This window comes from Cupriavidus sp. GW823-FHT07A04 (genome assembly GCF_058794615.1).
The window spans coordinates 342,078-354,425 of sequence record NZ_JBXAHA010000003.1; the positions used below are offsets into that span (position 1 = coordinate 342,078).

Below are 12,348 nucleotides of genomic sequence, written 5' to 3' on the forward strand. Positions count from 1 at the left end.
GCCGGTGCCACCGACGGCACCGGCATCATCGCCAGCTTGCCTGCGCGCATCGCCGCCGCGCCACCTCCGCCACACCCTCCCCCGCCCGCCCCACCACCCATGCCGCCCGCGCTCCCTTGCGCGGCATGCGGCCCGTTGCCTGCCATGCGCTGCCCGCATGACGACATGCGCAGAATTCGTTTTCGGCCCGGCGGCGCTGCTCCTACCATCGGACTACCTGCCGTGCGCCGATTGATCCCCGACCGCACCGGGCGGCGCTGCCACGCCGACCCGGCATCGACGCGGTGCGCGCAACGGGCCCGCCAACCCAGGAGGATGTCATGCACGCAAGCGCCCACCCAGAAGCGCCATCGAAGCCACCAAGCGTCAGCGGCGCGCAACGCCGCCGCGCCATCGTCGCCACCGTGATCGGCAACGGTCTCGAGTGGTTCGACTTCACCGTCTACAGTTTCTTCGCCGTCATCATCGCGAAGCTCTTCTTTCCCACCGGCAATGACCTGTCTTCACTGCTGCTCGCGGTTGCCACGTTTGGCGTGGGATTCTTCATGCGGCCGGTCGGCGGCATCATCCTCGGGGTATACGCCGACCGCGTGGGCCGCAAAGCCGCGCTGTCGCTGACCATCCTGCTGATGGCGCTGGGCACCACCATGATCGGCCTGGCGCCCACCTATGATCAGATCGGTGTCTTCGCACCGCTGCTGATCGTGGTGGCACGGCTGCTGCAGGGCTTCTCCGCCGGCGGCGAGATGGGCGGCGCCACCGCCTTCCTGACCGAGTACGCCCCGGTGGAGCGCCGCGCCTACTACTCCAGCTGGATCCAGGCGAGCATCGGCGTGGCCGTGCTGCTGGGCGCTGCGGTCGGCACCTTCGTCACCTCCGCGCTGAGCACCGAGGCGCTCAATAGCTGGGGCTGGCGCCTGCCATTCCTGCTCGGCATCGTGATCGGGCCGGTTGGCTACTACATCCGCCATCACCTCGACGAGACGCCGACCTTCCGCGATGCCACCGACAAGTCGGACTCGCCGCTGACCGAAGTGCTGCGCGACTACCCGCGCCAGACCGCGGCCAGCTTCTCGATGGTGATCTTGTGGACGGTCTGCACCTATGTGCTGCTGTTCTATATGCCGACGTACTCGGTCAAAGTGCTCCATGTGCCGCAGTCGACTGGCTTCATCGCCGGCATGGTGGGCGGCCTGGCGATCATGGTGTGTTCGCCGCTGGTCGGGCTGCTGGCCGATCGCATCGGGCGCCGCGTGCTGCTATCGGGTTCCGCGCTGCTGATCCTGGTGCTGGCTTACCCGATGTTCGCCTACATCAACCAGGCCCCGGGGCTGGCTTCGCTGGTGGTCTTCCAGCTGGTGTTCGGTATCTTGATCGCCACCTACACCGGCCCGATCCTGGCGGCGTTCTCCGAGCTCTTCCCGGCCAAGGTGCTGTCGACCGGATTGTCGGTGGCCTACAACCTGGCGGTCACCATCTTCGGCGGCTTCGCGTCGTTCATCATCACCTGGCTGATCGCCAGCACGGGCAGCACCATGGCGCCTGCGTTCTACGTGATGTTCGCCGCCGCCATCAGCCTGGCCGGCACGCGCCTGGTGCGCGAGCCCGCCTACCTGTGCCCGGCGCAGGCTACCCGAGCCGCTCAACCCGTCTAATGACTGTCCCGCGCATGAAACAGATCCTACTCAAGGGCGGCAACGTCCTCGACCCTGCCCATGGCAGCCTCCTGCAACGCCACGATGTGCTGATCGAAGGCGAGCGCATCGCCGACGTTTCGGCCGCGCCGATCCACGCGCCCGGCGCGCAGGTGATCGACCTCTGCGGCAAGACCGTGATGCCCGGGCTGATCGACTGTCACGTGCACGTGCTGGCGTCGCTGGCCAACCTCGGCCTGAATGCGGTGCAGCCTAATGTACTGGTGGCGTTGCGCGCCGTGCCAATCATGAAAGCCATGCTCGAGCGCGGCTTCACCACCGTACGCGATGCGGGCGGCGCCGACTGGGGCCTGTCGCAGGCCATCGAGACCGGCCTGGTACCGGGCCCGCGCATCTTCCCGTCCGGCAAGGCACTGTCGCAAACCGGCGGGCACGGCGACTTCCGCCCGCGCGCCGATGTGCTGGAGCCATGCTCGTGCGCCTTCCGTGCCGGCGCCATCGCACGTGTGGCCGATGGCGTGGATGCGGTGCGTCTGGCGGTGCGCGAAGAGATCCAGAAGGGCGCCACGCAGATCAAGATCATGGCATCCGGCGGCGTGGCGTCGCCCACCGACCCGATCGGCAACACGCAATACAGTGAAGACGAGATCCGCGCCATCGTGGCCGAGGCCGAGGCGTCCCAGACGTATGTGATGGCGCACGCCTATACCGGCCGCGCCATCGCGCGCGCGGTGCGCTGCGGCGTGCGCACCATCGAGCACGGCAACCTGGTCGACCGCGCAGCCGCGCGCGTGATGCGCGAGCATGGCGCGTTCGTGGTGCCTACCCTGGTCACCTACGAAGCGCTCGCGCGCGACGGCGCGCGCCTGGGCTTGCCGGCGGAATCGGTGGCCAAGATCGAAACCGTGCGCCAGGCCGGCCGCGACTCCCTCGCCATCTACGCGGAAGCCGGCGTGCCGATGGGCTTTGGCTCCGACCTGCTGGGCGAGATGCACCAGGACCAGTCGGATGAGTTCCGCATCCGCGCGGAGCTGCTCGGCAACCTGGAGGCGATCCGCAGCGCCACCTCGATCGCCGCCGCGATCCTGCAGCGCGAAGGCGAGCTCGGCACCGTGCGCGCCGGCGCGCTGGCCGACCTGATCGCGGTCGATGGCAACCCGCTGGCGGACATCGGTGTGCTGTGCGGCCAGGGCGAGCACCTGGCGCTGGTGATGCAGGCAGGACGGCTGCATCGCCAGCCGGGCTGAAATCAAACGCGATAGATGCGGCAAACGCGGGCGGACAGTGCCCGCGGACTATCATGGCGGCTAAACCGTTCCACTCGCCACCATGCGTATCTCCCCCCTTCCGCCGCTGCCCTGCCTGGTCGCCTTCGAGTCGGCCATGCGGCATGGCAGCTTCACCCGCGCCGCCAGCGAACTGCACCTGACGCAGAGCGCCATCAGCCGCCAGGTGGCGCAGCTCGAACACTTCCTTGGCAAGAAACTCTTCATCCGCGAGCCGCGCGCACTGCGCCTGACCGTGAGCGGCCAGGCTTATGCCGAAGAGGTGCAGCGCCTGCTGTCGGCCTGCGCCGAAGCGACCGAGGATGTGATGAAGCGCAAGGGCCATGCCGAGCTGACGGTGGCCTGCTCCTGCGGCGTCGCGGTGCTCTGGCTCACGCCCAGGCTGGCAGCCTTTCGCACCGCGCACCCCGACATCCACCTGCGCCTGCTGGTCAACGACAGCCTGGCCTCGCTCTCGCCCGCCGAGTTCGACGTGGGCATGTATTACCTGCGCGAGGGGCCGCCCGCGGGACTGGCATCGCGCCGGCTTTACGACGAAGACGTGTTTCCCGTCTGCGCGCCGCACTACCTGGCCGGCCGCCGGCTGGAGCCTGCGGACCTCCCCGGCGAGACCTTGCTGATGCTCGAAGACGGACAGCGCCAATGGATGTCGTGGCAGACCTGGCTGGCGCACAACGGCCTTGCGGACGCGCGGCCACCGCACAAGCTGGTGGCCAACCAGTATCCGATCCTGCTGCAGCTCGCCATAGAAGGCCAGGGCATCGCCCTGGGGTGGCGCCACATGATCGACCGCTGCGTCCAGGAAGGGCTGCTGGTGCGCGCCTGCGAGGCGAGCGCGAGCCTGGGCGGTGGCTACTACGCGGTGTGGCCGCAAGACCGCGCGGAGGCCGCGGCAGCACGGACGTTCCGCAACTGGCTGGCACAGCAGAGCGCGGAAAGCCAGTAACGGGGGCGCATGCGGATTCAGCGAATTGACAGGTTCGCTGGTTATGATCCGTCGCAGCAGCACCTGAGGACCTAGCACTTAGCACCTAGCACCCGTGCAGCCGTGCACCCAAAACAGCCAATGGAGACAACCATGCGTATTCCCGCCACCAGCCGCGCGCTGGCCCTCGCCGTTCCCGCCCTGTTCGCCGCCGCCGGCTTCGCCACGCCCGCGCAGGCCACCGATGCCTGGCCGACTCACGTGATCAAGTTCGTCGTGCCGTTTACCGCCGGTGGCGCCAATGACCTGGTGGCGCGCGCTGCCGCCGACGCGGTTGGCAAGCGCCTGGGCCAGACCGTGATGATCGAGAACCGCCCGGGCGCTGGCGGCGTGGTGGGTGCGGACTACGTGGCCAAGGCCAAGCCGGATGGCTACACCTTCCTGATCGGCGCCGTAGGCACGGTCACCAACAGCCTGATCCGCACCAAGATGCCCTACGCGGCCGACGACCTGGTGCCGGTCTCGCTGGTCGCGGTGAGCCCATCCGTGATCGTGGTTTCGCCGTCCCTGCCGGTGAACAACCTGAAGGAACTGGTCGAGTATTCCAAGAAGCAGGCTTCGGGCGCCAACTTCGCCACCGCCGGCAGCGGCAGCACGCCGCACTTTGTCGAAGAGATGCTCAAGGAGAAAGGCGCGGTGCTGACCGTGGTGCCTTACAAGAGCGGCTCGGAGAGCATTACCGCAGTGATCGGCAACCAGGTCACGGCTACCTCCGAGGCCAGCGTGGTGGTGCTGCCCAACATCAAGGCCGGCAAGCTCAAGGCGCTGGGCGCGACCTGGGACAAGCGCATGAGCGCGGCGCCGAACATCGCAACCACCGCCGAGCAAGGCATGCCGGACGTGCGTATTGGCCACTGGGCCGGCGTGTTCGCGCCCAAGGGCACCGACCCCGCCATCCTCAAGAAGATGAACGCCGAAATGAGCGCCGCCATGCAAACGCAGGAAACGCGCGACCGACTGATTCCCAACGGCATCGAACCCGCCGGCGGCACGCAGGAGAGCTTCATTGCCTTCATCAAGTCGGAGCGCGAGCGCCTTGGCCGTCTCGCAAAAAACGCCAACATGACGGCGGAATAAGAAATATTTTCAGCCGCCCCGACGACAAGGGCGGTGAATGTCTGTATCGGGCTCGTTACGTACGGGCCCGTTTCATTTGATAAATGTGCTTGATACAAATCTTTAAACAGCCAACGCACGTAGCATGATCCACAAATGCCAATTAATGTTTCTACATTAGAACATTAGAAGTGCCATCACATTGTCTGTGATAAAAAGACAACGCGAATTGCAACGCAAATCATTCGCATTTATATTCCGGCTCGCCCAACCATGATTGCCTTCCGCCGTTGGCCGAACCGATCCAGGCGCGCACCTTCTTGCCGCTGCCGGCCGGCTCGTGCCCGCGGCCGCACCGGAACCGAGAAACGACATGAATCGCCGCACGCCGATCGCGACTGCCCTGCTCGCGCTGTTCGCCACGCCCGTTGCCACCCTGGCCCAGACGGCCGCCACGGCCCCCGCGACACAGCCCACGACGACGCTGCATGAGGTGGTGGTGCAAGGCAGCAGCGCCAATGACGACTACAGCGCGGTGAAGAGTTCAATCAGCAAGCTGCCCGCGGAACTGCGCGACATTCCGCAATCGGTCACGGTGGTCAACAAAGCGCTGATCGACGCGCAGGGCGGCACCTCGCTGGCCGATGCGCTGCGCAATGTCCCGGGCATCACCATCGGCGGCGCGGAGGGTGGCCAGATCGGCAACAACATCAACCTCAACGGTTTCTCCGCGCGCACCGACATCTACCTGGATGGCTTCCGAGACCGCGGCCAGTACTATCGCGACGTCTTCGCGCTGGATTCGGTGGAAGTGCTGATGGGTCCCTCGTCGATGCTGTTCGGGCGTGGATCAACCGGGGGCGTGATCAACCAGGTCACCAAGAAACCGTCGCTGAAGGCTGCCACCGAAGTCACCGGCTCGGTCACCACCAACGGCCTGGTGCGCGCCACCGCGGACTACAACACGCCCACGGGCGAGACCTCGGCCTTTCGCATCGCGGCGATGGCCCAGGACGGCTCGGCTAGCACGCGCGACCAGACCAAGGTGAAGGACTTCGGCCTGGCGCCGTCGTGGCGCCTGGGCATTGGCACCCCCACCGAGATCACGCTGTCGGCGCTGCTGCAGCATAACGAGGACCAGCCCGACTACGGCCTGCCGGCCATCAACGGGCACCCGGTCAACGTCGACCGAAAGACGGCCTATGGCTTCAACGACGACCGCACCATCCAGGACGTGGCCTCGCTGGGCGCCACCGTGGATCACAAGTTCTCGCCCAACCTGCGCCTGCGCAACCAGACCCAGTTCAACTACGTCAACACCAACGCGCGCGAAACCGCGCCGAACGCCGTCGGCACGGTCAGCGCCAAGGGCTTCACCCCGCTGACCACCACCACGCTGCCGCTGGATGCGCTGTTCGTGCGCCAGCAAAGCCATGACCGCCATATCCGCGATTACTCGATCTTCAACCAGACCGAGCTGACCGCCAAGTTCGACACCGGCCCGGTCAAGCACACCGTGCTGGTGGGTGCCGAGATCGGCCACGATGGCTATGACAACCAGAACTACTACCGCAACGGCACCTGCAACGGCGTGGCGCTGAACCCCGCCGCCACCGCCACCGCTGCGGCCGGCACCAGCGGCTACGCGGCGTGCGAGCCGGTCGTCAACCCGACCTACAGCAACTCGCCGGCCACCGCGCCGAGCGCGACCGGCAATCGCCAGGGCGCGGCGGCCAACACGCTGGCGGCCTACATCAACGACTCGGTGGAGTTCAGCAAGCAATGGAAGCTGGTGGGCGGCCTGCGCTACGACAAGTACATTGCCAGCATCACCAATTCAATCAACTCGTCCAACACGCTGGGCAGCACCGTGTTGCCCAGCGCCAGCCAGACCGTCAACTTCACCAGCGTGCGCGTGGGCGGCATCTGGCAGCCGACCGAGGCGCAGTCCTACTACCTGTCGTACGGCACGTCGTTCAACCCGTCGCTGGAGCAACTGGTGGGCACCGTGGGCCAGCAGAACCTGGACCCGGAAAAGAACAAGTCCTATGAAGTCGGCGGCAAGTGGGATCTGCTGGGCGGCGACCTGTCGCTGAATTCGGCGCTGTTCCAGATCACCAAGGACAACGCCCGCAGCCAGATCGACGCCACCACGTACTCGCTGGCCGGCAAGATCCGCGTGCGCGGCTTCCGCGCCGGCGCCACCGGCCGCATCACCAGCAAGTGGCAGGTCTTCGCGGGATACACCTATCTGGACGGCGAGATCGTCAACGGCATCGCCGCCGGCACCCAAGGCATGGTCCCGACCAATACGCCCAAGCACACCGCGACGGCGTGGACCAGCTACCGCGTGCTGCAGGACTGGGAAGTGGGCGGCGGCGCCTTCTATATGTCGCAGCGCTACGCCAACAACACCAACACCGTGCAGGTGGGTGGCTATGTGCGCTGGGACGGCATGATTGCCTACCATCAGCCGAAGTACGACGTGCGCCTGAACCTGTTCAACGTGTTCGACAAGAAGTACTACGATGCGCTGATCCAGTCGGACGGCGGACGCTCGGTGCCCGGCACCGGCCGCACCGCGATGCTGTCCTTCATCTACCGTATGTAAGCTGAGGTAAAGTGGCGCGATGCCATGTCACGCCACGCGGCAGGGCCGGAAACCTCCCGCGCGCTGCCGCCGAACCCTGTCGAGATCGTCATGCTTGTCTGCATTCCCAAGGTCCTCAACGCGGAGCAGCTTGCCGTGCTGCGCCAGCATCTCGACCAGGCCGGCACGGCCTGGGTGGATGGCCGCGTATCGGCCGGCTACTCCGGCGCGCCGGTCAAGTTCAACCAGCAGATCGACGAGCGCGCCGAAGTGGCGCAGCAGTGCCAGCACCTGATCCTTGGCATGCTCGAGCGCAATCCGCTGTTCATCAGCGCGGCGCTGCCCAATATCGTCTACCCGCCGATGTTCAACCGCTACAGCGAGGGCATGACCTTCGGCGCCCATGTGGACGGCGGCGTGCGCATTCATCCGCACAATGGCCGCAAGCTGCGCACCGATATCTCGGCCACGCTGTTCCTCAGCGACCCCGCCAGCTATGACGGCGGCGAGCTGCAGGTGGAAGACACCTACGGCACCCACAGCGTCAAGCTGGAAGCCGGCGACATGGTGATCTATCCCGCCACCAGCCTGCACCAGGTCACGCCGATCACGCGCGGCACGCGCGTGGCGAGCTTTTTCTGGATCCAGAGCCTGGTGCGCGACGACGCGCAGCGCGCGCTGCTGTTCGACCTCGACAACGCGATCCAGAAACTCAACCAGACGGGCGCCGACGATGGTGCGCGGCGCTCGCTGGTGGGTTGTTACCACAACCTGCTGCGGCAGTGGACCGAGACCTGAAAAGGGACGAGTCAATCCACTGCGCGGCTATGCAAACTGCTCCGCCAGCGCCGCCCTGACCTTCCCGACCAGCTCTGCCTCCCCGGCCCGTGCCGGCAGCAGGAAAAACTCCGCCGTGGGCAAGGCCGGCAGCTTGAGCCTGGCCAGCGTAGCCGCATCGATCCGCGCCACGCCCGGCCCGATCGCCGACTCGTTCAGGCACGAGACACCAAGCCCGGCAGCCAGCGCCAGATGCAGGCCAGCCACGCCCGAGGCGGAATGGGCAATCGCGTGGTCCAGGCGCCGTCGCCGCAGCGTCTGCACCACGTACTGATGCAGCGAGCAGGTATCGGGCAGCAGCACCAGCGGCAGCGGGCCGCTCACGCGCTCCGCCTCGCCTTGCGCCGCGACCCAGGCCAGCGCCTCGCGGCGCAGCACGGTGCCGCGCGCGCCCTTGGCGCCAGCCTGCTGGCCTCCCCCCTTGCCCGGCAACCGCATCGACAAGCCGATATCGAAATCATCGGTGTGCATTCCCGCATCGATGACGCTGCTTTTCGTCACCTGTACATGCAGCCGCAGGTAGGGATAGCGCTCGCGCAGCCCGCGCAGCATGCCGGCGATCTCGCCTGGCCGGAAGTAGTCCGTCACCGCGAGCCGCAACTCGCCATCCAGCGTGTGGCCGCGCAGGTCTTGCAGCGCCAGCTCGGACAGCGCGAGGATGCGCCGCGCATGCTCGAGCAAACGCGTGCCGGCGGGTGTCGGCGCCGCGCCCTGCTTGCCGCGCGTGAGCAGCGGCACGCCGGCGCGCTCCTCCAGCTTACGCAGTTGCTCGCTGACCGAGGACTGCGACAGGAACAGCCGAGGCGCCGCGGCGGACAGGCTGCCGGCGTCCGCCACGGTCACGAACGTGCGTAGCTGGTCGAGTTCAAGTGCGCGCATGGCGGGCCCCCAATCTTATTTCGGTATTGACGATGGATAGTATCGTAAATTCCCGTTTTTCCGATGGAAGGCAAACACCTAAACTGGCATCACTTACCCGCTGAGCCAAACCCAGCCAACCCAGTGAAACCGCAAGAACAAAGGAGTCCGTCATGCCCCACATCAACCTGCAGATCTCCGGCAAACCCAACGCATCGCTGACCCGCCGCAGCGCCGCCGCCGTGACCGAGCTGACCCAGCGCGTGCTCGGCAAGAAGCCGGAGGTCACCGTCGTTTCCGTGCAGTACATCGACCACGACGCCTGGATCATTGGCGGCGACCCGCTCTCGGAGCTTGGCCGCAACGCCTTTCACCTCGACATCAGCGTAACGGACGAAACCAACACCAAAGCGGAGAAAGCGCAGTACCTGAAGGCCGCGTTCGAGGCCCTCTCGGAGCTGATCGGCAACGTGCATCCGGTGTCATACATCCACGTAGTGGATGCGCGCGCCGCCACCTACGGCTACGGCGGCCTGTCGCAGGAATACCGCTACCACCACGGCTGAAGCCCTGGCCACGGACGAGGGCAAAGAGGCGAGCCTTTGAGGCAGGACATTGTCGCAGTGCAGCAAGCTGTGGCAAAGTCGGCACCTGATCTGCCGCGCACGGCGCCACGAGCGCCGCGCGCGCGGAAGAACCACAAGGAGAACCGATGTCCTTCCTGATAGTCCTGGCCGCCCTGGCCTTCCTGATGTTTGCGGCCTACCGTGGCTACAGCGTCATCCTGTTCGCCCCGGTGGCCGCGCTCGGCGCCGTCCTGCTGACCGAGCCTGCCGCCGTGGCGCCGGTCTTCTCCGGCATCTTCATGGAGAAAATGGTCGGCTTCGTCAAACTGTATTTCCCGGTCTTCCTGCTGGGCGCCGTGTTCGGCAAGGTGATCGAGCTGTCGGGCTTCTCGGAGTCCATCGTGGCCGCCGCCATCCGCTACATAGGCCGCTCGCGTGCCAATGCGGTGATCGTCGCCGTTTGCGCGCTGCTGACCTATGGCGGCGTCTCGCTGTTCGTGGTGGTGTTCGCCGTCTATCCGTTCGCGGCGGAGCTTTACCGGCAGAGCAATATCCCCAAGCGGCTGATGCCGGGCGCCATTGCGCTGGGCGCGTTCTCGTTCACCATGGATTCGCTGCCGGGCACGCCGCAGATCCAGAACATCATCCCCACCACCTTCTTCAAGACCACGACCTGGGCAGCGCCGGTGCTAGGCCTGCTCGGCTCGCTGTTCATCATCGGGGTGGGCCTGGGCTACCTGGAGTGGCGCCGCCGCGCGGCCATGGCACGCGGCGAGGGCTATGGGACAGCGTTGCGCAATGAGCCGGAGCGCAGCCAGACCGGCCACCTGCCGCATCCGGCACTGGCGCTGCTGCCGCTGGTGGTGGTGGGCGTGGCCAACTTCGTCTTCACGCGCATGATTCCGCAGTGGTACGGCAGCAGCTACAGCGTGTCGCTGCCCGGGCTGGCCAAGCCCGTGGAGACGCAGATCGCCACCGTGACCGCGATCTGGGCGGTGGAGGCGGCGCTGCTGCTGGGCATCGTGGTGGTGGTGGCGACGGCGTTCGGCGCGGTGCGCGAGCGCTTTGCCGAGGGCAGCAAGAGCGCCATCGGCGGCGCGCTGCTGGCCGCCATGAATACGGCCTCGGAGTATGGCTTCGGCGGCGTGATCGCCGCGCTGCCCGGCTTCCTGGTCGTCAGCGATGCGCTCAAGAGCATCCCCAACCCGCTGGTCAATGCCGCCGTGTCTGTCAGCACGCTGGCGGGCATCACCGGCTCGGCCTCGGGCGGCATGAGCATCGCGCTGGCCGCCATGTCGGACACCTTCATCCACGGCGCGCAGGCCGCTGGCATTCCGCTCGAGGTGCTGCACCGCGTGGTGTCCATGGCCAGCGGCGGCATGGATACGCTGCCGCACAACGGCGCCGTGATCACCCTGCTGGCGGTGACGGGCCTGACGCACCGGGAGTCCTACCGCGACATTTTCGCGGTGACCGTCATCAAGACGCTGGCCGTGTTCTTCGTGATCACGGTCTACTACGTGACCGGCCTGGCCTGAACGCGGCGGCGCGCGCCGCGCCTTGTGGATCGCGCCATCCTTACCTAGTGTGAGTGGGTAGCCGGCCGTGCGCGCGTGCTTTTCACGCCACATGTCGGCGGCTCCACCCTGCACTTCCCACCGGAACACCGCATGAAAACCGTGAGTCTGCCCGGCGGCGAAAGCGTTGCCGCGCTCGGCATGGGCACCTGGAACATGGGCGATCAGCCGGCTGCGCGCGCGGAAGAGCTTGCCACGCTGCGTCTCGGGCTGGACCTGGGCCTGACCCTGATCGACACCGCCGAGATGTACGGCGATGGCCGCTCCGAGGAACTGGTCGGCGAAGCCATCGCCGGCCGGCGCGACGAGGTCTTCCTGGTCAGCAAGGTGTACCCGCACAACGCCGGGCGCACCGGCGCGGTGGCCGCCTGCGAGCGCAGCCTGCGCCGCCTGGGCACCGACCGCCTCGACCTGTACCTGCTGCACTGGCGTGGCGGCGTGCCGCTGGCGGAGACCATGGAGGCCTTCATGGCGCTGCGCAAGGCGGGCAAGATCCGTCACTTCGGCGTCAGCAACCTCGACCTGGACGACATGCGCGCGCTGTGGCGCGTGCCCGGCGGCAAGGAGGTCGCGGCCAACCAGTTGCTCTACAACCTCACGCGGCGCGGCATCGAGTGGGACTTGCTGCCCTGGCTGCGCGAGCATGGCGTTGCCCTGATGGCTTACTCGCCGATCGAGCAAGCCACGCTGCTGCGCAACCCGCGGCTTGCGCGCTTTGCCCAGAAGCATGGCATCAGCCCGGTGCAGGCGGCGCTGGGCTGGCTGCTGGCGCAGCAGGGCGTCATCGCGATTCCCAAGACCAGCCATCGCGAGCGCCTGCGCGAGAACCATGGCGCGCTCGCGCTGACACTCTCCACGCAGCAACTGGCCGAGCTGGACGCGGCCTTCCAGCCACCGGACGGCCCTCACCCGCTGGCGATGCTGTGATGTGATGCCCA

General features: G+C 66.8%; 10 protein-coding genes. 9 read left to right on the forward strand and 1 reads right to left on the reverse strand.

Annotation, left to right across the window (positions count from 1 at the left end):
* Window positions 1-320 precede the first annotated feature (320 nt).
* The 6 genes from AC1Q7Q_RS07360 (at window position 321) to AC1Q7Q_RS07385 (ending at window position 8,370) form a co-directional block, all read left to right on the forward strand.
* A complete protein-coding gene (locus tag AC1Q7Q_RS07360) occupies window positions 321-1,655 on the forward strand; it encodes an MFS transporter (protein ID WP_492374653.1) in 1,335 nt (444 codons plus the stop codon).
* Between the two features lie 14 nt (window positions 1,656-1,669).
* Window positions 1,670-2,902: a metal-dependent hydrolase family protein gene (locus tag AC1Q7Q_RS07365; protein WP_492374654.1), complete on the forward strand. Its 1,233-nt coding sequence runs from the start codon at window positions 1,670-1,672 to the stop codon at window positions 2,900-2,902.
* Window positions 2,903-2,984: 82 nt separating this feature from the next.
* Window positions 2,985-3,887, forward strand: coding sequence for a LysR substrate-binding domain-containing protein (locus tag AC1Q7Q_RS07370; protein ID WP_492374655.1), 903 nt, complete (start codon window positions 2,985-2,987; stop codon window positions 3,885-3,887).
* 132 nt (window positions 3,888-4,019) lie between these two features.
* Window positions 4,020-5,003 carry a Bug family tripartite tricarboxylate transporter substrate binding protein gene (locus tag AC1Q7Q_RS07375; RefSeq protein WP_492374656.1) on the forward strand — a complete coding sequence of 328 codons (984 nt, stop codon included), beginning with the start codon at window positions 4,020-4,022 and terminating at the stop codon, window positions 5,001-5,003.
* 352 nt (window positions 5,004-5,355) lie between these two features.
* Window positions 5,356-7,593, forward strand: coding sequence for a TonB-dependent receptor (locus tag AC1Q7Q_RS07380; RefSeq protein ID WP_492374657.1), 2,238 nt, complete (start codon window positions 5,356-5,358; stop codon window positions 7,591-7,593).
* A gap of 90 nt (window positions 7,594-7,683) precedes the next feature.
* Complete coding sequence (locus tag AC1Q7Q_RS07385; protein WP_150986891.1) at window positions 7,684-8,370, forward strand: Fe2+-dependent dioxygenase; 687 nt, start codon at window positions 7,684-7,686, stop codon at window positions 8,368-8,370.
* Between the two features lie 27 nt (window positions 8,371-8,397).
* Here the strand turns inward: AC1Q7Q_RS07385 and AC1Q7Q_RS07390 are convergent, their stop codons facing one another.
* Window positions 8,398-9,288 carry a LysR family transcriptional regulator gene (locus tag AC1Q7Q_RS07390; RefSeq protein ID WP_492387142.1) on the reverse strand — a complete coding sequence of 297 codons (891 nt, stop codon included), beginning with the start codon at window positions 9,286-9,288 and terminating at the stop codon, window positions 8,398-8,400.
* 152 nt (window positions 9,289-9,440) lie between these two features.
* On the opposite strand from AC1Q7Q_RS07390, the gene AC1Q7Q_RS07395 reads away from it, so the two are divergent.
* The 3 genes from AC1Q7Q_RS07395 (at window position 9,441) to AC1Q7Q_RS07405 (ending at window position 12,337) form a co-directional block, all read left to right on the forward strand.
* Window positions 9,441-9,833 carry a tautomerase family protein gene (locus AC1Q7Q_RS07395; protein WP_492374659.1) on the forward strand — a complete coding sequence of 131 codons (393 nt, stop codon included), beginning with the start codon at window positions 9,441-9,443 and terminating at the stop codon, window positions 9,831-9,833.
* A 146-nt stretch (window positions 9,834-9,979) separates the two neighbouring features.
* Window positions 9,980-11,371, forward strand: a complete 1,392-nt coding sequence (locus tag AC1Q7Q_RS07400; RefSeq protein WP_492374660.1) for a GntP family permease — start codon at window positions 9,980-9,982, stop codon at window positions 11,369-11,371.
* Between the two features lie 132 nt (window positions 11,372-11,503).
* Window positions 11,504-12,337, forward strand: coding sequence for an aldo/keto reductase (locus tag AC1Q7Q_RS07405; protein WP_492374661.1), 834 nt, complete (start codon window positions 11,504-11,506; stop codon window positions 12,335-12,337).
* Window positions 12,338-12,348: the final 11 nt, after the last annotated feature.

Excerpts from the sequence above, each read along its gene's own strand:
- AC1Q7Q_RS07385 (WP_150986891.1), top strand. The coding sequence starts at position 7,684 with ATGCTTGTCTGCATTCCCAAGGTCCTCAACGCGGAGCAGCTTGCCGTG.
- AC1Q7Q_RS07375 (WP_492374656.1), top strand. The coding sequence starts at position 4,020 with ATGCGTATTCCCGCCACCAGCCGCGCGCTGGCCCTCGCCGTTCCCGCC.
- AC1Q7Q_RS07365 (WP_492374654.1), top strand. The coding sequence starts at position 1,670 with ATGAAACAGATCCTACTCAAGGGCGGCAACGTCCTCGACCCTGCCCAT.
- AC1Q7Q_RS07380 (WP_492374657.1), top strand. The coding sequence starts at position 5,356 with ATGAATCGCCGCACGCCGATCGCGACTGCCCTGCTCGCGCTGTTCGCC.
- AC1Q7Q_RS07370 (WP_492374655.1), top strand. The coding sequence starts at position 2,985 with ATGCGTATCTCCCCCCTTCCGCCGCTGCCCTGCCTGGTCGCCTTCGAG.
- AC1Q7Q_RS07405 (WP_492374661.1), top strand. The coding sequence starts at position 11,504 with ATGAAAACCGTGAGTCTGCCCGGCGGCGAAAGCGTTGCCGCGCTCGGC.
- AC1Q7Q_RS07390 (WP_492387142.1), bottom strand. The coding sequence starts at position 9,288 with ATGCGCGCACTTGAACTCGACCAGCTACGCACGTTCGTGACCGTGGCG.
- AC1Q7Q_RS07360 (WP_492374653.1), top strand. The coding sequence starts at position 321 with ATGCACGCAAGCGCCCACCCAGAAGCGCCATCGAAGCCACCAAGCGTC.
- AC1Q7Q_RS07395 (WP_492374659.1), top strand. The coding sequence starts at position 9,441 with ATGCCCCACATCAACCTGCAGATCTCCGGCAAACCCAACGCATCGCTG.
- AC1Q7Q_RS07400 (WP_492374660.1), top strand. The coding sequence starts at position 9,980 with ATGTCCTTCCTGATAGTCCTGGCCGCCCTGGCCTTCCTGATGTTTGCG.